General features: G+C 19.3%; 17 protein-coding genes and 1 pseudogene. 7 read left to right on the top strand and 11 right to left on the bottom strand.

All coding sequences use genetic code 11. The features are described from left to right. Positions 1–4 precede the first annotated feature (4 nt). Genes SMPSPU_RS00090 through yihA form a run of 4 tightly spaced genes read left to right on the top strand, consistent with a single transcriptional unit; the run spans position 5 to position 2,372 of the window. The gene (locus SMPSPU_RS00090; protein ID WP_041094115.1) at positions 5–295 is read left to right on the top strand and encodes an ATP synthase F1 subunit epsilon; all 291 of its coding nucleotides are present in this window, start codon (positions 5–7) and stop codon (positions 293–295) included. A gap of 10 nt (positions 296–305) precedes the next feature. Beyond that, entirely contained in the window at positions 306–560 is a 255-nt protein-coding gene (locus SMPSPU_RS00085; RefSeq protein ID WP_041093691.1) for an acyl carrier protein, read from the top strand. 1 nt (position 561) lies between these two features. Further along, complete coding sequence (gene fabF, locus SMPSPU_RS00080; protein ID WP_041093689.1) at positions 562–1,812, top strand: beta-ketoacyl-ACP synthase II; 1,251 nt, start codon at positions 562–564, stop codon at positions 1,810–1,812. Positions 1,813–1,814: 2 nt separating this feature from the next. After that, positions 1,815–2,372, top strand: a complete 558-nt coding sequence (yihA, locus tag SMPSPU_RS00075; protein ID WP_075050666.1) for a ribosome biogenesis GTP-binding protein YihA/YsxC — start codon at positions 1,815–1,817, stop codon at positions 2,370–2,372. Here yihA and SMPSPU_RS00070 read toward each other — a convergent pair. Then, positions 2,356–2,772: a type II 3-dehydroquinate dehydratase gene (locus SMPSPU_RS00070; protein WP_041093687.1), complete on the bottom strand. Its 417-nt coding sequence runs from the start codon at positions 2,770–2,772 to the stop codon at positions 2,356–2,358. The two genes, yihA and SMPSPU_RS00070, sit on opposite strands and share 17 nt — an antisense overlap. Positions 2,773–2,815: 43 nt before the next feature. Here SMPSPU_RS00070 and aspS point away from each other — a divergent pair, with 43 nt between their 5' ends. Beyond that, entirely contained in the window at positions 2,816–4,474 is a 1,659-nt protein-coding gene (gene aspS / locus SMPSPU_RS00065; RefSeq protein WP_041093685.1) for an aspartate--tRNA ligase, read from the top strand. 164 nt (positions 4,475–4,638) lie between these two features. Here the strand turns inward: aspS and prfA are convergent, their stop codons facing one another. Further along, positions 4,639–5,706, bottom strand: coding sequence for a peptide chain release factor 1 (prfA, locus tag SMPSPU_RS00060; protein ID WP_041093683.1), 1,068 nt, complete (start codon positions 5,704–5,706; stop codon positions 4,639–4,641). Between the two features lie 240 nt (positions 5,707–5,946). Here prfA and rho point away from each other — a divergent pair. After that, positions 5,947–7,140: pseudogene (gene rho, locus SMPSPU_RS00055) on the top strand (transcription termination factor Rho); the annotation flags it as partial. Here rho and SMPSPU_RS00050 read toward each other — a convergent pair. From SMPSPU_RS00050 to SMPSPU_RS00020, 7 genes are read right to left on the bottom strand one after another with little or no spacing between them, the layout of a single operon-like run. Then, positions 7,130–8,395, bottom strand: a complete 1,266-nt coding sequence (locus SMPSPU_RS00050; protein ID WP_041093679.1) for an NAD(P)/FAD-dependent oxidoreductase — start codon at positions 8,393–8,395, stop codon at positions 7,130–7,132. The pseudogene rho and the gene SMPSPU_RS00050 overlap by 11 nt on opposite strands. Then, positions 8,392–10,092 carry a S1 RNA-binding domain-containing protein gene (locus SMPSPU_RS00045; RefSeq protein ID WP_041093677.1) on the bottom strand — a complete coding sequence of 567 codons (1,701 nt, stop codon included), beginning with the start codon at positions 10,090–10,092 and terminating at the stop codon, positions 8,392–8,394. The genes SMPSPU_RS00050 and SMPSPU_RS00045 overlap by 4 nt, the downstream gene beginning before the upstream one ends. Before the next feature lie 49 nt (positions 10,093–10,141). Next, entirely contained in the window at positions 10,142–12,541 is a 2,400-nt protein-coding gene (locus tag SMPSPU_RS00040; RefSeq protein WP_041093675.1) for a DNA gyrase/topoisomerase IV subunit A, read from the bottom strand. Positions 12,542–12,547: 6 nt separating this feature from the next. Then, positions 12,548–13,618 carry a 3-dehydroquinate synthase gene (gene aroB / locus SMPSPU_RS00035; protein WP_041093673.1) on the bottom strand — a complete coding sequence of 357 codons (1,071 nt, stop codon included), beginning with the start codon at positions 13,616–13,618 and terminating at the stop codon, positions 12,548–12,550. A 28-nt stretch (positions 13,619–13,646) separates the two neighbouring features. Further along, positions 13,647–15,665, bottom strand: coding sequence for a phenylalanine--tRNA ligase subunit beta (locus SMPSPU_RS00030; protein WP_041093671.1), 2,019 nt, complete (start codon positions 15,663–15,665; stop codon positions 13,647–13,649). Positions 15,666–15,672: 7 nt separating this feature from the next. Then, a complete protein-coding gene (dnaN, locus tag SMPSPU_RS00025) occupies positions 15,673–16,791 on the bottom strand; it encodes a DNA polymerase III subunit beta (protein WP_041093670.1) in 1,119 nt (372 codons plus the stop codon). A 14-nt stretch (positions 16,792–16,805) separates the two neighbouring features. Further along, positions 16,806–19,424 (bottom strand): valine--tRNA ligase, encoded by a 2,619-nt coding sequence (locus tag SMPSPU_RS00020; RefSeq protein WP_041093669.1) that lies wholly within the window; start codon positions 19,422–19,424, stop codon positions 16,806–16,808. Between the two features lie 55 nt (positions 19,425–19,479). Between SMPSPU_RS00020 and hisS the strand changes: the two genes are divergently transcribed. Further along, entirely contained in the window at positions 19,480–20,817 is a 1,338-nt protein-coding gene (gene hisS, locus SMPSPU_RS00015; protein ID WP_041093668.1) for a histidine--tRNA ligase, read from the top strand. On the opposite strand, the gene yidC is transcribed toward hisS, so the two are convergent. Together yidC and lipB are read right to left on the bottom strand one after the other, a co-directional pair. Further along, entirely contained in the window at positions 20,786–22,402 is a 1,617-nt protein-coding gene (gene yidC / locus SMPSPU_RS00010) for a membrane protein insertase YidC (protein ID WP_231850133.1), read from the bottom strand. The two genes, hisS and yidC, sit on opposite strands and share 32 nt — an antisense overlap. A 166-nt stretch (positions 22,403–22,568) precedes the next feature. Next, positions 22,569–23,246, bottom strand: coding sequence for a lipoyl(octanoyl) transferase LipB (gene lipB, locus SMPSPU_RS00005; protein ID WP_041093667.1), 678 nt, complete (start codon positions 23,244–23,246; stop codon positions 22,569–22,571).

Here is a 23,246-nt window from a genome sequence, read left to right as displayed (position 1 = left end):
ATACATGAAAATATTAATTTTAAAAAAAGAAACAACACTTTTTGATATAGAAGGATACGCCGTATTTTTACCTTATGAAGAAGGTAAATTTGAAATATTAAATAATCATTGTTCAATGATATCAATGATATCATATGGTATACTAAAAATTTATAGTAGTTTTTTTATTGATAAAAAATTATATCATAATAATGATGTAAATATATCATATATTGATAATACAACAATTATAAAAATTAAAATAAATTATGGTTATTTAAACATAAATAATAATAGATTAACTATATTAATATAATTATACATTTATGGATGATATTTTTTCAAAAATAAAATTTATTATAATAGAAAAATTAGGGGTAGATGAAAAAAAAGTTATTCCTGAAGCTAGTTTTCTAAATGATTTGGGGGCTGATTCATTAGATGAAGTAGAACTAATTATGGAATTTGAAAAAAAATTTGATATAATTATATCTGATGATATAGCTGAAAAAATTATTACTGTAGATGATGCAAATAAATATATAAAAAAATATATTTCTTCTAAAAAAGAAGATAATTAATATGAATAAAAAAGTTGTAATAACTGGAATTGGGGCAATAACTCCTATTGGTAATAATATTAAAGAATATTGGGATTCATTAATAAATGGAATAAGTGGATCTACTCCTATTAGTTATTTTAATACTAAGTATTTTAAAACAAAATTTGCATGTCAAATTAAAAAATTTGATCCTGATAATTTTTTTTCTATAAAAGAAAAAAAAAAATTAGATCCTTGTGCTCAATATGGATTAATAGCGTGTGAAGAAGCTATATTTGATAGTGGATTAATTTTAAAAAAAGAAAAAAAAGATAGAATTGGAGTTGTTTGGGGATCTGGACTAGGAGGAATATCAAATTTTGAAAATGAAGTATTTAATTATGCAAATAATAAAAAAAAAACACGTTTTAATACTTTTTTTATACCTAAAATTTTAATAGATACTATTGGAGGATTAATATCTATTAAATATGGAATATTGGGTCCTAATTATTCAACAGTTTCTTCTTGTGCTTCATCAGCTAATGCAATAATTGATGCGTATCATTTAATATGTTTAGATAAAGCCGATATTATAATTACGGGAGGATCAGAAGCAGCTATTACACAAACTGTAATAGGTGGTTTTAATGCATTAAATGCTTTATCTACAAATAATTTTAATTATAAAACTGCTTCTAGGCCATTTGAAAGAGATAGAGATGGATTTGTTTTAGGAGAAGGATCTGGATGTCTTATTCTTGAAGAATATAATCATGCCGTATCTAGAGGAACTAAAATATATGCTGAAATAGGTGGGGTGGGAATGTCTTCAGATGCATACCATATAACATCACCAGATCCAAATGGATTTGGAATAATTCAAGCTATGAATTTAGCTATAAAAAGTGCAAATATTAGTAAAAATAAAATAGATTATATTAATACACATGGAACTTCTACTATAAAAGGAGATATTACTGAAATAAAAGCTATAAAAAAAGTTTTTGGAAAAAAAATATATAATATTAATATTAGTTCTACTAAATCTATGACTGGTCATTTACTTGGAGCGTCATGTGCGATAGAATCAATAGCATCTATTTTAAGTATGAAATATAATATAATTCCACCTACTATTAACCATAAAAATTATGATGATAAAATAGATATTAAAATTAATTTAACTTTAAATAAAGCACAAAAAAAAAATGTTTTAATGAGCATATCTAATACATTTGGATTTGGAGGTCATAATATTTCAATATTATATAAAAAAATAAATAATTAAAAATGTGTAACAATAGTTTACCAGAATATGCTTTTATAGGACGTTCAAATGTGGGAAAATCTAGTTTAATAAATTTAATTATAAATAAAAAAAATTTAGCTAAAACATCTTCTTATCCAGGAAAAACAACATCAATAAATAATTATTTAATTAATAATAAATGTATTATAGTAGATTTACCAGGATATGGATATTATAGACGGTCTAAATTAATGAAAAATAATTTTTTAAAAATTATTAAATTTTATATTAGAAACACAAAAAATTTAATATGTTTATTTCAATTAATAGATATAAGAATACCTCCTCAAAAAAAGGATTTAAATTTTATCAAATGGCTTTATAAAAAAAAAATTTTTTTTTGCATAATATTTACTAAAATTGATAAAATTAGTAATTTTGTTTTAAACAAAAATATTTTTTTTTATAAAAAAAAAATATATAAAAAATATAATTATTTAAATCGTTTTTTTAAAACCTCTATAAAAAAAAAAAAATATAAAATAAATATAATTAATTATATTAATAAATTAAATTTTATTTTTAATAAAGGAAACTAAATATTCCTAAATCATAAGATTTTAAACCCAATCCAAATATACTGCCTTTGCATACTTCTGTAATCAATGATTTATTTCTAATTTTTTCTCTACAAAATATATTTGTAATATGAACTTCAATTACAGGAGTAGATATAGATTTTATAGCATCTGCTATAGCAAGAGAAGTATGAGTATATGCACCTGGATTAATTATAATACCATGGTATTCAAAACCTATATAATGTAATATATCAATAATTTCACATTCATAATTACTTTGATATAAAAAAATATTAGCCTTAATAGATTTTTTTAAAATCAAAAGATGTTCTTCAATTTTTTTATTACCATATAATTCTGGTTCTCTTTTACCTAAAAGATTTAAATTTGGGCCATTTATTATTGCTATTTTTTTCATAAAATTATTATTTATTTATATATAATAATAATATAATATAATTATGTATAGAACAAATAATTGTGGAGTATTACGTTTAAAAGACGTAGGTAAAAACGTGATAATGTCTGGATGGATTAAAAAAATTAGAAATTTAGGATCTATAATATTTATAGATCTAAGAGATATGTATGGAATAACACAATTAAATTTAATTAATTATTTTAATAATAAAAAAAAAATAAATAATTTAGGAAGGGAATTTGTTATTAAAGTTGAAGGTCAAGTAATAGAAAGATTCTCAAAAAATTTTAAAAATCCTACAGGAGAAATCGAAATTTTAGTTAAAAAATTAAAAATATTAAATAATTCTTTGGTACCTCCTTTTCAAATTGAAAATAACACTGATGGAAATGAAGATATTAGAATGAAATATAGATATTTAGATATACGTAGAGATATTATTAAAAATAATATTATACTTCGTCATAATCTATATATAGAAATAAGAAATTTTTTTTTAAAAGAAAATTTTCTTGAAATAGAAACTCCTATACTTATTAATCCAACAACTGATGGTGCAAGAAATTTTTATGTTCCTTATAGAAAAAAACCGGGTTTTTTTTATTCTTTATCTCAATCTCCTCAATTATTTAAACAATTACTTATGATAGGGGGTATAGATAAATATTTTCAAATTGTTAAATGTTTTCGTGATGAAGATTTTAGATCAGATCGTCAACCTGAATTTACACAAATTGATTGTGAAATGTCTTTTGTAGATGAAAATGATATATTAAATATTTTTGAAAAATTTATACATTTTTTATTAAAAAAAATAAAAGGAATAAATTTAAATAAATTTCCAATTTTAACATACGAAGAAGCCATGAATAAATATGGTTCAGATAAACCTGATATACGTTTTGATATGAAATTATTTGAATTAAATGATTTTTCAAATCAAAAAGAATATATAATGGGTATATCTCTTCCTGTTTGTTTTAATTATAAAATAATAGAAGAAATATTATTTTTTTTTAAAAAAAAAAAAATTAAACAATTAATTTGGATAAAATATCTTAAAAAAGAGAAATTTAAATCTTCTATAGAAATTAATATTAATTTAATTAAAAATTGGGCTAAACGTATTAATTCAAAATGTGGAGATTTATTAATAATATTATTAGGTGAAAAAAATATAATAGTAAAAAACTTAGGTTTATTTCGTATAAAAATGTCAAAACGTTTAAATTTAATAAAAAATAAAATATTTTCCCCTTTATGGATAATAAATTTTCCATATTTTAAATGGAATAAAGAAAAATCATGTTATAATTCTTTACATCATCCATTTACCTCTCCAGAGATTATAGATATTAAATTTTTAAAAGAAAATCCCGAAAAAATTAAATCAAAATCTTATGATCTTGTTATTAATGGAAAAGAAATTGGTGGAGGATCAATACGTATTAATAATAATAAAATACAAAAAATTATATTTAATCATTTAGGTTTTTCTAAAAAAAAAATAGAAAAAGAATTTGGATTTTTAATAAAATCTTTTAAATATGGAGCTCCTCCCCATGGAGGAATTGCCTTTGGATTAGATAGATTAATTTCTGTTTTTGCTTACAAAGAGAATATACGTGATTTTATTGCATTCCCTAAAGGTCAGGATGGAAAAGATTTAATGATAGAATCTCCTTCTAAGAGAGAATAAAAAGAACTTAAAAATAAGAAATTTCATTTAAATTTTTTTTTTACTAAATAAAGAATTATCCAATATGGAATAATAATTGCAAAAAATATTATACACCAAAAACCAGATATACTTATTAAGAAAAATAATAGAAAACCTAAAAATTTATGTAACATATAATATAATTAATTATTTCTTTCAAGAATTTTAAGAGCTGTTATCATTTCATTTATTTGACCATTCATGAAATGATCTAAATTATAGATTGATTTATTTATACGATGATCTGTTACTCTTCCTTGAGGATAATTATATGTTCTTATTTTTGCAGACCTATCACCTGTAGATATAAGATCTTTTCTTTCTTTAGAAAGTTTTTCATTTTTTTTATTTAATTCTGATTGATAAATTCTAGCACGTAAAACTTTAATTGCTTTTTCATAATTTTTATGTTGTGAACGTTCTTCTTGACATTCTGCTATTATACCAGTAGGTATATGAGTTAAACGTATTGCAGATTCTGTTTTATTAACATGTTGACCTCCTGCCCCACTTGCTCTAAAAGTATCTCTTTTTATATCTGATAAAATTAGATTGATATTTTTTTTAGAATCTTCTTCTGGAAAAATAGCTACTGTTATTGCAGATGTATGTAATCTACCTTGTGATTCAGTATATGGAACTCTCTGTACTCTATGTACACCTGATTCGAATTTTAATGTTCCATATACATTTTGACCTTGTATTTCTAATATTATTTCTTTATATCCTTTTATTGGACCATGCTGCATGTTTAATATTTCATAATTCCAACATAATTCTTTAAAATACATAGTATACATTCGAAATATATCTTCTACAAAAATACATGCTTCATCTCCTCCTGTTCCTGCCCTTAATTCCATTAGAGCATTTTTATTATTATTTTTATTTTCAAAAAAAATTTTAATTTTTTTTAATATTAATTTTAATTCTAATATTTGAGATTTTTTATCAATATTAGCTAATTCTAAAAATTCTTTATCGGAATCTAATTTTATTAAATTTTCTATTTCTTTTAAATTTTTTAGCTTTTTTTTATAATTATTATAATAATTAATTATTTTATTTATATTTTTATATTCTTTATATATTTTAATATAATTTTTATTATTATGTATAATATCAGGTTTTATTATTAAAGAATATAATTCAGAAAATCTTTTTTTTATAGATTCTATTTTTTTTAAAAAAAAATTATCAATTTTAATCATTTTGATGATGATAAGGATTTTTTATAAATAAAAGTTAATATTTCTTTTGTTTTAATTATGTATAATCTTAAATAAAAAAAAATTCACATTTAAATAATGTATTATATTTACATCCAAATGATATTATTATTAATTTTATATGAATTATATTTTTTTTATTAAAAAAAATAGAATCATTGTTCTTATAAAGAAAAGATTTTTTAGTTTTTTTAACTGAAAATATCAGTTTTTTTTTATAAACAAAAAAAGTTTTTTAATTTAAAATATAATTGGGTTTTTTATAAAAAAAATGATTATAATAAATTTATTAATCCAAATTATAAATTTGAAGGACTTGTAATTAGTGAAGGAGTTTTAGAAAAAATGCCTGAAAATTATGGATTTTTAAGATTTTCTTATTTTAATTATTTATCATCATCTGATGATATTTACGTATCACCATCTCAAATAAGACTTTTTAAATTGAAAACTGGTGATACTATCATAGGAGAAGTTCGTCCTACGAAAAAAGGAGAAAAATATTTTACTTTAATAAGAATTTTTAAAGTAAATGGACGTTTCCCTTCTTATTTAAAATTTAGAAAGTCTTTTGAAGATTTAACTCCATTATTTCCTAATAAAAAATTTAAAATTTCAGGTAAAAACAAAACTATTTCTACAAGAATTATAGATTTATTTGCTCCTATAGGAAAAGGACAAAGAGGAATTATAGTAGCACCTCCTAAAACTGGAAAAACAACTTTATTAAAAGAAATAGCCAATACAATAGCTTATAATCATCCAGAAGTATACTTATTAATACTTTTAATAGATGAAAGACCAGAAGAAGTTACAGATATGCAAAGAAACGTAAATGGTGAAGTAGTATCATCAACTTTTGATGAACCAGCAGAAAAACATGTAAAAGTGGCTAATCTCGTTTTACAAAAAGCAAAAAGAATGGTTGAATGTGGGCATGATGTAGTAATATTATTAGATTCTATAACACGTTTAGCTAGAGCATATAATACTGTTTCTCCTACATCTGGAAAAGTTTTATCAGGAGGAGTTGATTCTAACGCATTACATAAACCTAAAAGATTTTTTGGGGCAGCTAGAAATATTGAATATGGTGGGTCTCTATCTATAATTGCTACAGCAATTATAGAAACTGGATCAAAAATGGATGAAGTAATATTTGAAGAATTTAAAGGAACAGGTAATATGGAACTACAATTAGATAGAAAAATTGCTAATAAAAGAATCTATCCAGCTATAGACTTAATTGCTTCTAGTACAAGAAAAGAGGAATTATTATTAAATAAAAATACATTAAACCAAATTTTTCTTTTAAGAAAACGTTTTTCTGATATGACTCCTGTAGAAGCTATGGAATATATCAAATTTCGTATAATTAATACCAAAAATAACAAAGAATTTTTTCTTAATTTATAAATTTGTTATATTTAACAGATGGACGGATTAAAATACTAATACTTTTATTATAATTTTTATATTGTGTAATCCAATTTATTAATGTTAATAATTTATTTCTAAACCCTACAATTTTAATTAAATGTATAAACATCCATATAATCCATGCATAAAATCCACTTAATGGAAAATTGAAAAAATCACATACAGCTTTATTTCTACATATAATTGCCATAGAACCTTTATTTTTAAATTTGAAAGGTTTTATTTTTTTTTTAACCAAAAATCTATTAAAATTTAAGGCTAAATGAATTCCTTGTTGAATAGCAGGTAATGCAACCATAGGATGACCATTTGGATATTCTTCATCTCCTTTTATAATTGCAACATCTCCTATTGCAAATAAATTATAAATTCCTTGTACTTGATTATATACATCTACTATAAGACGATTATTTCCTAAAAATTTTTCTCCTAATCCCTTTATTAGAGCACCTTTAACACCTGCAGCCCAAATGACATTATATGATTTGAATTTGCCTTTTTTTGTGAAAATTTTTTTTCCATCAAAATCTATGACTGGATTATTTAACCAAACATTTACCCCCATTTTCTTAATATATTTTAAGGCTATGTTAGAAGAATATTTGGACATTCCATCTAATAATTTTTCAGTAGCTTGAATTAAATTAATTTTAATTTTAGACAAATCTAATTCTGGATAATCTCTCGGTAAGATGTAATGTTTTAATTCTGCTAATGATCCTGCTAACTCAACTCCTGTTGGACCTCCACCAACAATAACAAAATTTATTTTTTTTTTTATGGATAAAGCATCTTCAAAATTATGTAATATACAATTACGTAAATTTAAAGCTTCTCCAATATTTTTCATAGGAAATGAATATTTTTCAATTTTTTTTTTACCAAAAAAATTTGTTTTAGATCCAGTAGCTATAATTAAATAATCATAATATAATTCCCCCATATTGGAATAAAGAATTTTATTTATTTTATTAATAAAATAGACTTTAGCTAAACGTAAAAAAAAATTATCATATTTATTTATAATAGTTCTTATTGATTTTGCTATGGCATCCGGTTCCAGCCCAAATGTAGCTACTTGATATAAAAGAGGTTGAAATGTATGATAATTATTTTTATCTATTAAAACAATTTGAAATAATTTTTTATTAAGTTTAATGGCTACTTGTAAACCCCCAAATCCGGATCCAATAATGACGACTCTGGTTAAATTAGTATGGGGAATATTCATATAGAAAATTTTTCTTTTTTTCTAATTATTTCTGGATTAGAAACATAAATTATTTTTAATTTTTTATTATATTCTAATTTTTTAAATTCTATTAAATTTATTTTATTTTTTATTAACTTTAAAGTTTTAAAAAAACGAATAGGAGCAAAAGCTCCTATAATTATCTTATTAAATTTAACTATAACTCCTTTTTTTAAAATTTTTATAATTTTTCCAGTCTTGATACTACCTAGAGTCGATTCTTTTTTAATTTTTTCCCAAGGATTTTGTATTAATTGTTTACAACCTAAATTAAGTCTACGTGTAATTACATCTAAACCTAACACAATTACTTTAACTAAATCTCCTTTTTTATATATCTCCGAAGACTTTTTTAGTTTTTTTATCCATGATATATCAGAAGTGTATAATAACCCTTCTATTCCTGCTTCTAATTCTAAACGAACGCCAATTTTGTTAAATCTTTTAACAGTACCAATATGGATTGATCCTAATTTATATTTGTTTTCTATATTTTCCCATGGATCATGTGTAAGTCTTTTCATACTTAAAGACATTTTTTTTTCTGAATTAGAGTAATTTAATATTAATACTTTTATTTTATCTCCAATTTTTACAAAATCTTGTGCTGATCTTAATTGTTGAGCCCAAGACATTTCAGATACATGTACTAATCCTTCTACACCTGGAAAAATCTCAACAAAAGCTCCATAATCTGTAATAACCGTTACTGTTCCTTTAACTATTTCACCTGTTTTTATTTTTTTTTCTAAAGAATTCCAAGGATGAGACTGTAATTGTTTTAACCCAAGTTGAAGTCTATTTTTTGTATTATCAATTGATAAAATTACAAAATTCATTATTTGACCAATTTCTAATTTTTCTGAAGGATGTTCTATTCTTTCCCAACTTATATCTGTAATATGACATAATCCATCTATTCCACCACCTACATCTATAAAACTACCATAATGGGTTAAATTTTTTACTATTCCTCTTAAAACTTGACCTTTTTCTAATATAGAAATTAATTTTTTTTTACTTTTTTCAAGTTTTTTTTCTATTAAAATTTTATGTGAAACAACCACATTTTTAGTTTTATTATTTATTTTTACGACTTTTCCTTCAATTATTTTTCCTACAAAAAAATCAAAATCTTTTACAGGTTTTATATCTATTTGTGATCCTGGTAAAAAACATTCAATTCCAAATAAAATTACTATTAAACCTCCTTTTGTACGAGCTATAACAAAAAATATTATTTTTTCATTTTTAATAAATGATTTCTGTATACTTTCCCAGTAGATTATTTTTTTTGCTTTATTATAAGAAATTATACATTGTCCTTTATAATCAATTTTTTCTACAATTACTTCAATTATATCATTAACTTTAGTTTTTTTTTTATATTCACGAAATTCATTTAATAATATTATTCCTTCAGCTTTAAATCCAATATCTATAACAACATTTCTATCAATTATTTTAATAATTTTTCCATTATATACATAATATTCATTTATTCTTGTAATAGTATCATTATAAAATTTTTCAATTTTTTGTCTTTCTTTTTGTTCTTTTTTAGTTAAACCAAGTTCATAAGATTTCCAATCAAAAATTGATAATTTTTCATTTTTATTTAAATTTTTTATATCTTCTAATAAAAAAAAAATTTGTTTTTTTGTCTTATAAGACATATATATTATAATTTATTAATAAAGTTAATATAATTAACATTTTTTAATGTTATCGTTCCGTAATTAAAATATTTAAACTATTATCATACTCTACTTTAGCTACATATGTTATTTTATCATAATATTTTAACTTTATTCGGCCTCTTAGAAAAAATTTTGATACTGGAATACGAAAAGTTAACCCATATTTATTAATTATAATTATATCATTTTTATTAATTACATTTTTAATAGCAACTAAAAATACAGTTTTATGAGTTACATTAATTTTTTTAAGACCTTTACAAATACTTTTATATCGTAAATTTGATATTTTTACAAATACTTTTTCAGACACTCCTAATATATATATTTTTTTTAAATCATTAAGACAAATTATGTCTATGATTTTATCATCATTTTTTGATAAAGTTACACTTTTTGACTTTAATGGAATATTTGTAATTGTTGATTCATCAAATTTAATTATTTTTCCACTTTTGGAAGCAATTAATATTTCACTAGTTAATTTAGCATCAATAAGATAATCTTTGTTTATAATTTTAATTAATTTTTTTTTTTTTTTGTAATATTGTATAAGTGTTTGTTTTTTTATTATACCATTTTTTGTAATCAAAATAACAGAATTCTTATTAAGATATTTTTTATCCTTATTTTTTTCAATTAAAATTGAAGAACATATTTTTTCTTTTTTATTTATCTTAAGAAGATTTTGTATAGCTTGACCTTTTGATTTTTTTAATACTTCTGGTATTTTAAAGACTTTTAACAAAAAGTATTTTCCATTTTCAGAAAAAAAAAGTATATCTTGATAATTTTTTGCAATTATAATTTTTTCTAAATTATTTTTTTTACATTTATAAGTAAATAAATTTTCAATTCCTCCTATATTTTTAATTTTATATTTATTTAAATTATTTTTTTTAATATATCCAGTCTTTGTTATTGTAATAACAAATTTATTGTTATATACTTCATTTTCTAAACCTAAATAATTTATTTCTGTACGTCTTAAATCTCCATATTTTTTTTTTACTATATTTAATTCTTTTTTTATTATTTTCTTTTGTAATAATTTATTAGATATAATTTTTTTAAAAAAAGAAATTTTTTTTCTTATATGTATATATTCTTCTTTTATTTTTTTATTTTCTAATTTAGTAAGAGAATTTAACTTTAATTCTAAAATTGATTGAACTTGTATTTCGGATAAATTATATTTAATTAAAATTTTTTTTTTGGCATCATTTCTATCTTTAGAAGATTTAATTAATTCAATTACAGTTTCTAAATTTTTTAAAACTATATAAAAACCTTCTATTATATGAGCTCTATTTTTAGCTTTATTTAAATCATATTTTGTTCTACGAATAATTACATCATGTCTATGATTTACAAAATGTTTTATTAAATCTTTTAAATTAAGTATAGTTGGTTTTCCATTAACTAATGCTAGATTATTAACATTAAATGAAGTTTCTAAAGAAGTTTCTTTAAAAAGATTCTTTAATAATCTTTGTTTATCAACATTTTGTTTTATATTATAAACAATTCTCATTCCATTTCTATCAGATTCATCTCTAATATGAGAAAGTCCTTCTAATTTTCCTTCTTTAACTAATTTTAATGTTTTATTTATTAATTCTTCTTTATTTATTTTATAAGGAATTTCATCAACAATAAGACAAATACGGTTATTTTTTTCTTCAAAATGAACTTTTGATCTTAAAAAGATTTTTCCTCGTCCTGTTAAAAAATACTTTTTTACACCTTCATATCCATATATAATTCCACCTGTTGGAAAATCAGGAGCTTTTATATACTTCATAAGTTCTTCTATAGAAATTTTTTGTTTATCTATATAAGAACAAATAGCTTCTATAGATTCAACAATATTATGAGGAGGCATATTAGTGGCCATTCCAACAGCTATACCTGAAGATCCATTAATTAATAAATTAGGTATACATGTTGGTAGAACTAACGGTTCTTTACAAGAATCATCAAAATTAAGTTTCATATCTACTGTTTCTTTTTCAATATCCAGTAACATATCTTCAGATATGTTTTTAAGTTTAATTTCAGTATATCTCATAGCGGCAGGAGGATCCTTATCTATAGAACCAAAATTACCTTGACCATCTATTAAAATATAACGTAAAGACCAACTTTGGGCCATACGTACTATAGCATCATATACTGAACTATCCCCATGAGGATGATATTTTCCTAAAACATTTCCCACAATACGAGCAGATTTTCTATAATTTTTACTAAAACGCGCTCCTTGTTCATACATACCATATAAAACACGTCTATGTACAGGTTTTAATCCATCTCTTACATCAGGTAGAGCTCTTGAAACAATAACAGACATCGAATAATCTATATATGAAGATTTCATTTCATCCTCAATATTTATTGTAATAATTTTTTCTTTTTCTTTCATTTTTTTTTAAATTAAATTAATTATTTTACTATTTTTTATACTGTTTTTTATTAATTCATTATCTACTTCAATATTAGATAAACAATATCCTAATTTTTTAATTAAAGAAAATTTAATTTTTTTATTTTCATTTTTTTTATCATGTTTAATAAAATATATTATTTTTTCTATATCTTTATTATATATTTCTATTTTAGAATAGATTTTTGATAAAACATTATATATTTCTTTAAATTCTTTTTTTTTTATCATATTCATTTTATATGAAATCCAAGATTCACATATCATACCTATAGCTATACTATGTCCATGGGAAATTTTTTTTTTTAAATTAAAAATAAAATAACTTTCTATTGCATGTCCAATAGTATGACCAAAATTTAAAATTTTTCTTAATCCTTTTTCTATAGGATCTTTATCTATTATAGAATTTTTTATTTTTATAGATTGATATATAATATTATTATCATATTTTATTTTTTTTTTAAAAAAAATACTTTTTTTTAAAAAATTCCATAAATTAATATCTGATATTAATCCATATTTTATTATTTCTGATAAACCTGATTTCATTTCAGGAAATGATAATGTTTTTAACAAATTATTATCAATAATAATTTGTTTAGGAAAATTAAATAATCCAATTTCATTTTTTAATGAAAAAAAATTAATACCTGTTTTTCCACCTATAGAAGCATCTATCATACTAAGAAGAGTAGTAGGGATATTAATAAAATTTATTCCTCTTTTAAAGACTGAACAAGCAAATGCTCCCATATCTGTTATTACTCCTCCTCCTAAATTTAGAAATAGACTATTTCTATCTGCATTCATTTTTATTAATTTTTTCCAAATAATTTGACAAGTTTCAATATTTTTTTTTTTCTCTCCTGAGGAGATTTTTATAATTTTTTTTTTTTTAAAAAAATCTGTTTTATATAAAAAATAATGTAAACAATATTTTTTTGTTAAAGAATCTACTAAAATAATTTTTATTGATTTTTTTTTTTTTTTTAATTTTTTATAAAATTTATCACCAAAATATATCCCATAATATGGGTTTTTTAATATTTTCATATATATAATTTAAATTATAAAACATATATTATCTTATTTTAGCTTTTATTTTTTTTTTAAATTCTGTTTTTAGGTTATGAATAAGATTTTCAATCTTATAAGTTTTTTTTTTAAAATAAAAACTTAGAGTATAAGATTTTTTACCAAAAGGTAAATTTGTAGATTTATATTCATCTAATAAAACAATTTTTTTTAAATTTTCTTTTTCTAAAGAAAAAGAAATATTTTTTATTTCTTCAAAAGAAATATTTTTATCTATAAGTAAAGAGATATCTCTTATATCTCTATTAAAATTATCTTTTTTTTTATATATTTTTTTATAATAATAATTATTATTAATAATAATATTAATTATATCCCAATTTATATCTGCATATAAAATTTTTTTATAAATTTCAAATTCTATTAAAATTTTGTTTTTAACATATCCAATAACACAAAAAATTTTTTTTTTATAAAAAAATGATAATCCATTTTCTAAAAAATTATTTTTATAAAAATTTTGATGATAAATAATCATTCCACATCTTCTTATTATTTGTTCTATAATTCCTTTAAATTTAAAAAATAAATTATAATTATCATCTTTTTTTTTTTCATCATAAAAAATTAAACCAAGAGTATTATTTTCTATAATATTTTTTTTTAAAAAAAGATATTTTTTCCCCCATTCAAATAATTTTATTTTGTTTTTATTTCTATTTAAATTATAGGAAATATTTTCAAGTAAACCAAATAAAAGACTAAACCTTAAAATAGATAAATTTTGATTATAAGAATTTAATATATTTATTTTCTTATATCTATTATTAGAATAATATTTTCTATATCTTTTTTTATTTAAAGAAATATTTAAAGTTTCATAAAATCCATGTGAATTTAATTGATTAGAAATAATATTTTCTATTTTTAGATTATTATTTATAATATAATTTTGATTTATTTTTTTTTTTTTTATAAAATTATTATATCCATATATTCTTAATATTTCTTCAATAACATCAATTTCCCTAGTTATATCTTTTCTATAAAACGGTATTTTAATTTTTAACCCATTTAAATTTTCAAATAAAATATATATTTCTAAAAGAAATAAAATTTTTTTTATTTTTTTTATATTTATATTATAACCAATAATATATTTTATTATTTTATAACGTAAAAATATTTCTATATTATTTTTTTTTTGGGGGGATAAATCTATAACATCTGATGTTATTTTCCCCCCAGATATTTTTTTTATTAATAATGCAGCTCTTTTTAAAGCATAAATAATAAAATTAGTATCTATTCCTCTTTCAAATCTTATAGATGAATCATTTTTTATATGATATTTTTTTGCAGTTTTATATATATATTCTGATGAATAATCTGCACTTTCAATAAAAATATTTTTTGTCTTATTATTCACAATAAAATATTTATTCATTAATAGTCCTGCTAAGGAAATAGTATTTTTATTATTTAATAAAATCAAATTTTTTTCAGATAAAATTTTTTTTTTATCTATTTTAATTTTTTTTTTAAATTTTTCTATTTTTAGAGAAAAATTTATTATTTTATCTAAATCAAATATTTTTATAGGTTGACCTAATTCAGACATTATAAAATGTTCTATATCTAATAGATTATTTATAGAGTTATAACCTCTATTAGATAAATAATTTTTTAACCATTTAGGTGAATCAAAAACATTAATATTACATATAGTCGTATATGTATATCTTAGACATTTTTTATAATTTTTAATAAAAAAATTAATATTTTTTATATCAAAATCTTTCTTAAAAAGAAAAACAGATGGTAATTTTCTCATTTTAGATTTAAATCCTCTAAATTTTAAAGCAATATTTAAATCTCTAGCTATTCCATAATGACTAATAATATCTCCCCTATTAGGGGGGAGATTTAATTCTATTAAATAATCTTTTTTGAAAGAAAAAAAATTTTCAACATTAATCCCTATATCAGTTAAAATATTACAAATATTTTCAATTTCCACTTCAGTAGAAATATATTGTTTTAAACAATTATAAGATATTTTCATTTTATTTTTATTTAATAAAAATAGGCATTATTAATATTAATATTTCTTCTTTTTTAGATAAATTAATAATAGGTGTCAATCTACAAGAAGTGTTATTATTGAACATTTCCAATTTTATATCATCACAATTAATATTTGATAATATTTCTATTAAATATTTTGAATTAAATCCTATTTCTATAGGATCTCCTTCATAATGACAAAATAAATATTCAAATGCTTTATTATTAGAATTTATATCCCATGATGAAATTTTAGATTTACTTTTAGAAAAATTTAAAATAATTTGATATGTTAATAAATTTGAAAATAATATAACACGTTTAATAGAATTAAGAAAATAATTTTTATTTATAATTAATATTTTATTATATTTATTATTAATAATAGATAAATAATTTGGATAATTTCCATTTATAAGAGTACATATAAGTTTTTTATTTTGAAATAAAAAAGATGTATTATATTTATTATATTCTATTAAAACAGATTTATCTGTATAATTTAAATTATTCTTTAATAAATTTAATGGTTTTTTAGGAATAATAAAAAAAATTTTTTTTTTAGAAAAAATTTCTTTTATAGAATATTTTACTAATAAATTAGTATCTGTTGATATAAAACTTGAAATATTATAATTTATTTCAAAATATACACCATTTATAACTGGACGTATATCATCATTTCCTACTGCAAATAAAGTATAATTTATTATTTTTAATAATTTTTTTTCCGATATAAAAAAAGAATCTGTCTTTTCTAATTTAGAATATTTTGGATATTCTTCTGAAGAAGATATAGATATATTATATTCCCCGTTTTGAGATATTATTTTTAATTTATTATCAATTTCTTTAATAAAAGTTAAAGGTTGTTCAGGAATTTTTTTTAAAATTTCTATTAAAATTTTATAAGGAATTGCAGCACTGCCAAAATTAATTGAATTAATTTTTATTTGAGTTATCATCGTTATTTCTAAATCAGAAACGGTTATATTTAATAAATTTTTTTTTTTAATTTTAAAAAGAAAAGTTTCTAAAATAGGTGATTTGTTATTAATGTTTATAACATTATAAATAGATTTTAATGATTTTAAAAGATCATTACTAGAGGATATAAATTTCATTTTTTTTAAAAAAATTAAGTTTTATATAAATAAATATTTTTTTTTTTTTTTAAAAAAAAAATATTTTTAATACAATCTAATTGTTTTTTTTTTTCTTTTTTTATTATATTTAATGTAGCCTTTTTTAAAAATTTATTATGAGAAATTTTATTATTTATTTTTAATAAAAAAATTTTATAAAAAAAAATTTTTTTTTTTACTTCTTCTAAAGAAGAATTCTTTAATTTTTTTTTTAAAAAAAACTCTTTCATTTCAAATATAAAAGAAAAATATTTTTTAGGTTTTTTTTTAAAAAATTGTATATAGCTTATATTTCCTAATTTTAAAATTAAAGAATAATATAAAAAGTCTTTATTTTCAGATAAAACTATTAAAATTAAGTTTTTTTTATTATAAATATTATTAATTACACGCAATTTACGTAAAAATCTTATAAAAAAAAGAGATTTTTTAAATTTTTTAATAAAAAAATTATTATAAATATAATGTTTTGGCCAGTTGGTAATAATTAAATCCTTTTCATTTTTTTTAAAAAATTGCCATATATATTCTGTTATAAAAGGCATATAAGGATGAAATAATTTTAATATTTTTTTAAAAAAAAAAATAGTTTTATTTATTATTTTTTTATTTAAAATTTTTGAGTTATATTTTATTAATTCTAAATAATATGAACAAAAATCATTCCAAAATAATTTATATATTATTAAAAATGATTCAGAAATTCTATAATTTTTTATAGAAAATTCTATTTTAGATAAAGATTTATTAATTTTATTATCAAACCATTTTATGGTTAATTCATCAGAATATTTCATTTTTAAAACATTTTCTGATTTTATACTATTTATTAATAGAAATGCATTCCAAATTTTATTAGCTAAATTACGTCCTTTTAAACAAAAATTGTTATCAAATATTAAATCTATTCCTACATTAGAACTTAATAAAATACCAACACGAACAGCATCAGCTCCATATTTATATATTAAATCAATAGGATCCGGTGAATTACCTAAAGATTTAGACATTTTTTTTTTTTTTTTATCTTTAACAATTCCAGTAAAATATATATTTTTAAAAGGTTCAGTTTCCATTATATAATGTCCTAACATTATCATACGAATGACCCAAAAAAATAAAATATCAGGAGCAGTAATTAAATCTTGAGTAGGATAATAATATTTAATTTCATTATTATTAGGATACCTAATTCCATCAAATACAGATATTGGCCATAACCAAGAGGAAAACCAAGTATCTAAAACATCCTTTTCTTGTCTAAGATTTTTATAAGATAAAATCTTATTGTTACTTTTTATACGTGCTTCTTTTAAAGCTTCTTCAATTGTTTCAGATACAACAAAATCTTCATTATTCTCATTATAATAATAAACAGGTAACCTATGTCCCCACCAAAGTTGACGTGATATATTCCAATCATGAATATTAGAAAGCCAATGATTAAAAATATTTTTTATATTCTTTGGATAAAGATTAATATTTTTATTATTTATATAAAATAAAGTGGGAGTAATAAAATCTTTAATTTTTACAAACCATTGTAATGATAATTTTGGTTCAATAATAGATTTTGTACGTTCAGATATACCTATATTATATATATATTTATCAATTTTTAATATTTTTTTTTCTTTTTTAAGTAATTCAATAATTTCTTTTCTAGCTTTAAATCTATCTTTTCCACAAAAATTTAATCCATTATGATTTATAACAGCTCTATCATCAAAAATATTAATAACTGATATTTTATGCCTATCTGCAATTAATTTATCATTTAAATCATGAGCAGGAGTTATTTTTAAACATCCTGTCCCAAAATTCATATCAACGTAATCATCTTCAATAATAGGAATTAATTTTGAACATAAAGGATTTATAACTTTTTTTTTTTTTATATTAAAATATCTTTTATCTTTTGGATTTATGCAAATTGCCGTATCTGCTAGTATAGTTTCTGGCCTTGTAGTAGCTACTGTTAAAAATTTTTTTTCTCCTTCAATTTTATATTTTATATAATATAATTTTCCATTATATTTTTTATAAATTATTTCTTCATTTGATATTGTAGTTCCAGCATCTGGATCCCAATTAACAAGACTATAATTTCTATATATTTTTCCTTCTTTATAAAGTTTAACAAAAATTTTTGTTACAGATTCATTAATGATACTATCCATTGAAAATTTTTTTCTATTCCAATCACAAGAACATCCTAATTTTTTTATTTGATTAATAATAATTTTTTCATATTTATTTTTCCATTTCCATCCATAATTTAAAAATTTTTTTTTACCTATTTTTTCTTTAAAAATATTTTTTTTTTTTAAATGAGAAACTATTTTTGCTTCAGTAGCAATAGAAGCATGATCTGTACCTGGAACCCAACATGCATTGTATCCTTTCATTCTAGCATAACGTATTAAAATATCTTGTATTGTATTATTAAGAATATGCCCCATATGTAATATACCAGTAATATTAGGTGGAGGCATTATTATAGTATATGATTTTTTTTTTTCTGTAAAAGATGAAAAATAATTTTTATAAATCCAATATTTATAAATTTTATTTTCTATTTTTTTATGATCATATACTTTTTTAAAATTCATATATGAAATAAATATTATTATAATAATATAAATAAAACTTTACAATAAAAAAATTATGTCTAATATAAGTATACCATATGGTACTAGAGATTTTTCTACTAATGAAATTAGAAAAAGAAATTATATCATATATATTATAAAAAAAAATTTTGAATTATTTGGTTTTTCTCCAATAGAAACAACTTCTATTGAAAATATATCTATTCTTAAAAGAAAGTATGGAGAAGAAGGAGAAAAATTGATTTTTAAAATTATTAATTCAGGAATAATTTTAAATTATTCTTTATTATCGAATAAAAAAAAAATTTTTAAAAAAGCTTTAAGATATGATTTAACAGTTCCTTTGGCTAGATATGTGGTAATGAATAAAAATAAAATTTTATTTCCTTTTAAAAGATATCAAATACAACCTGTTTGGCGGGCAGAAAAACCACAAAAAGGAAGATTTAGGGAATTTTATCAATGTGATGTAGATTCAATCGGATCCAAATCAATTTGGCAAGAAATAGAACTTATCTTACTTTATGATAAAATTTTTTATGAATTAAATTTACCTGTTATAATTAAATTTAATCATATAGAAATTCTTAAACAATTATCATATTTTTTAGGTATAAATAAAAAATTTATAGAATTTACTAAAATTTTAGATAAATGGGAAAAAATAGGATCAAAAAAAATTTTTAAAAAATTAATTAAAATAGGAATTTCTAAATATTTACTTAAAAAAATTTTTTGGATTTTTAAAGAAGAAAAAAATATATTAAAAATATATCATTTTTTTTTACCATTAAAAAAATGTTTTCATTTTATAAATGAAATTAAATTTATATTTAAAATAATAAAAAATTTTAAATTAAAATCATCGAAATTAATTTTTAAAACTAATTTAGCACGTGGATTAAATTATTATACAGGAATAATATTTGAAGTTTTAACAGAAAATAATATATTATCTCTCTCTGGAGGAGGTAGATACGATAATTTAACAAAAATTTTTGGATTAAAAAAAAAATTATCTGGTATTGGAATATCTTTTGGATTAGATAGAATTTATATTTCTATGTTAGAAATGAATTTATTTAATAAATTTTTGTTTAAATATTTAGACGTAATTTTTATTAATTTTGGTTATAATGAATCTATTTATTCTTATAAATTAATACTTGAATTAAGAAAAAATGGAATCTCTTCAGAATTATATCCAGATAATATAAAAATAAAAAAACAATTAAAATATGCTAATAAAAAAAAAATTACTTTTGTATTTTTAATAGGTAAAAAAGAAATAAAAAAAAATAAAATAAAAGTAAAAAATTTAAAATTTAGTATTGAAAAAGAATATTCTTATATCGACGAATTTATAGATTTTTTTTATAATAAATATATATAATAATATTAATTATATTAGAAATTAAATAATATAAATAAAGACCAGAAGAATAATTATTAATAAATAATAAAATTATTATAGACATAATATAAATTGAATTATTATTTGTTTGATATTTACTATTATTAATTTTTCTCAAAATTAATAATGATATTGAATATAATATAGTCAATAAACTTATATGATTTCCATATATTGGAATCTTAAATTTGAAATTTAAAATAGAATCATAATATGTTAAATTATCAATCCATAAAAAACTTTTACCTCTTAAATTTATTAATGTTGGAAAAAAATGAAATAATGAATAAAATATAGGTATTTGTATTATAGCATATAATATACTATTCATTAAAATTTTTTTATCTAATTTAATTAGAGATTGTTTATTTGTCAATTTATAATGATTGATATCATCAAATGATGTACGAAACATTTCAATTATTGAATTCAATTTATATTGATTATAAGTAATTGGAAGAATTATTAATTTTACAATAATGGTCATTAAAATGATTATTAATCCATAATTCAAATTAGTTTTTTCTAAAATAGAAAATAGATAGAAAAAAACATACCTATTTATATATTTTCCAACTACACCTCCAAATTGAATTAGATTTTCAAAACCATATTTATTTTTTTTAAGTATATTATAATCTAATGGACCAAAATACCATTTATTTGATAAATTCAATTCTTTATTATTTTTATTTATTATTTTAATTTTTAAATTAGATCTTTTATTTATTGAATTCAAATTTTCATTTTTTAAAAAAAAAATTATTTTTTTGTCTTTTAAGGGTTTTTTAAACAATAAAATTGATACAAAAAATTGTTGTTTATTAGCAATCCAATATAGATTTTTAGCTTTCTTATGAAGAGATTTTTTTGGATTTAAAAAATTTATTTTTTTTTTAAATTTATTAATACTATAAAAAATTTGATTATAATTATTTTCTATTTTGGGGTCTTTTTCAAGCCTTAATAATTTTTGATTCCATTCTAAATTAGTTGATAACAAATCAGAGAATCCTTTAGTTCTGATATAAAAATCTATATTATAATTATTATTTTTATAAATAACATATACATAAGAAATATATACATTATTATCTAATTTAGCCTGCATATTAATAGTATATTTAAATTCATCTTCTTTTATTTTAGGAATAAATTCTACTTCATAAGTATTGAATTTTTTACAAGATTTATTGGTAAATTCTAAACCAAATAAAGAGCTATTATCTTTAATAAGATAGAGATTTTCATCATTATTATGATAATTTTTATATTTTTTTAAAAAAAGATTTTTAATATTACCACCTATCGTAGATATACTTAATTTTAGTACATTATTTTCTATTATTACTTCTTTATCTTTATTTTTTTTTTTTTTAAAATACTCATTTTTAATTAATTTATTTGTAAGAAATACATTTTCAAAATTTTCTAATTTTGATTTTTTTTTAAAAAAAAAAGATATTATTATAAATAATATTAAAATATTAATTAAAAATTTATTAAATTTAGTTTCCATAACTATTTCTATATTAGATAATATTATATAATATATACAATACATTAATTTTATTATAGATATTTCACCCAATATTGGGTGAAATATCTATAATTAATTTTAAAATATAAATTATGCATATAAAAACCCATGCTTTTTTAGCATAATTGTATATTAAATTATTTTTAATGTTGGTATTGTAACTGCTTTAAATACATATATTAGGATATAATTAAATAAATTTTATTTTAAAAAAATATATTAAATTTTTTTTTAAAAGTAATTTTACTTCATACATATATATTATATATCTTGTTTCTACATTTATTGATGTAACACCTTTATTTTTAATTCCACATGGAATAATATTATTAAAATAACTTAAATCTGTATTTACATTTAACGCTAAACCATGCATTGTAACAAATCTACTTATTCTAATTCCAATTGCACATATTTTATTTTTATTATTTACCCATACCCCTGTTTTATTAGATATTCTATATCCTTTAATACCATAATTATATATAAGCTTTATTATAACCTCTTCAAGAAAACGTAAATATTTATATATATCTAAGTCAAAATTAGTAAGATCAAATATCGGATAACAAACTAATTGACCAGGACCATGATAAGTAATATCTCCTCCTCTATCAATTTTTAAAATTGATTTTTTTTTTTTATTAAATAATAAATTTTTATATGATCCTCTTTTACCTAAAGTATAAACATGGTTGTGTTCTACAAATAATAAATAATTAGGTACAATTTTTATTTTGTTTTTATTTAATCTATTATATAATTTAATATTAATTATATTATTAAATAATTGTGTTTGATAAACCCAAGTTTCTTTAAATTTTTTTTTCTTAAAGTCTTCAAAAAAAACTTTTGTTTTATTAAACAT

The sequence above is a fragment of the Candidatus Karelsulcia muelleri PSPU genome, assembly GCF_000829155.1.
In the GTDB taxonomy this organism is placed as follows: Bacteria; Bacteroidota; Bacteroidia; order Flavobacteriales; family Blattabacteriaceae; genus Karelsulcia; species Karelsulcia muelleri_A.
This window is presented reverse-complemented; position numbering and strand designations above follow the sequence as displayed.

What these genes read in the sequence shown, in the direction of transcription:
- SMPSPU_RS00090 (WP_041094115.1), top strand. Translation starts at nt 5, where the DNA reads ATGAAAATATTAATTTTAAAAAAAGAAACAACACTTTTTGATATAGAA.
- SMPSPU_RS00085 (WP_041093691.1), top strand. Translation starts at nt 306, where the DNA reads ATGGATGATATTTTTTCAAAAATAAAATTTATTATAATAGAAAAATTA.
- fabF (WP_041093689.1), top strand. Translation starts at nt 562, where the DNA reads ATGAATAAAAAAGTTGTAATAACTGGAATTGGGGCAATAACTCCTATT.
- yihA (WP_075050666.1), top strand. Translation starts at nt 1,815, where the DNA reads ATGTGTAACAATAGTTTACCAGAATATGCTTTTATAGGACGTTCAAAT.
- SMPSPU_RS00070 (WP_041093687.1), bottom strand. Translation starts at nt 2,772, where the DNA reads ATGAAAAAAATAGCAATAATAAATGGCCCAAATTTAAATCTTTTAGGT.
- aspS (WP_041093685.1), top strand. Translation starts at nt 2,816, where the DNA reads ATGTATAGAACAAATAATTGTGGAGTATTACGTTTAAAAGACGTAGGT.
- prfA (WP_041093683.1), bottom strand. Translation starts at nt 5,706, where the DNA reads ATGATTAAAATTGATAATTTTTTTTTAAAAAAAATAGAATCTATAAAA.
- SMPSPU_RS00050 (WP_041093679.1), bottom strand. Translation starts at nt 8,395, where the DNA reads ATGAATATTCCCCATACTAATTTAACCAGAGTCGTCATTATTGGATCC.
- SMPSPU_RS00045 (WP_041093677.1), bottom strand. Translation starts at nt 10,092, where the DNA reads ATGTCTTATAAGACAAAAAAACAAATTTTTTTTTTATTAGAAGATATA.
- SMPSPU_RS00040 (WP_041093675.1), bottom strand. Translation starts at nt 12,541, where the DNA reads ATGAAAGAAAAAGAAAAAATTATTACAATAAATATTGAGGATGAAATG.
- aroB (WP_041093673.1), bottom strand. Translation starts at nt 13,618, where the DNA reads ATGAAAATATTAAAAAACCCATATTATGGGATATATTTTGGTGATAAA.
- SMPSPU_RS00030 (WP_041093671.1), bottom strand. Translation starts at nt 15,665, where the DNA reads ATGAAAATATCTTATAATTGTTTAAAACAATATATTTCTACTGAAGTG.
- dnaN (WP_041093670.1), bottom strand. Translation starts at nt 16,791, where the DNA reads ATGAAATTTATATCCTCTAGTAATGATCTTTTAAAATCATTAAAATCT.
- SMPSPU_RS00020 (WP_041093669.1), bottom strand. Translation starts at nt 19,424, where the DNA reads ATGAATTTTAAAAAAGTATATGATCATAAAAAAATAGAAAATAAAATT.
- hisS (WP_041093668.1), top strand. Translation starts at nt 19,480, where the DNA reads ATGTCTAATATAAGTATACCATATGGTACTAGAGATTTTTCTACTAAT.
- yidC (WP_231850133.1), bottom strand. Translation starts at nt 22,402, where the DNA reads ATGTATTGTATATATTATATAATATTATCTAATATAGAAATAGTTATG.
- lipB (WP_041093667.1), bottom strand. Translation starts at nt 23,246, where the DNA reads ATGTTTAATAAAACAAAAGTTTTTTTTGAAGACTTTAAGAAAAAAAAA.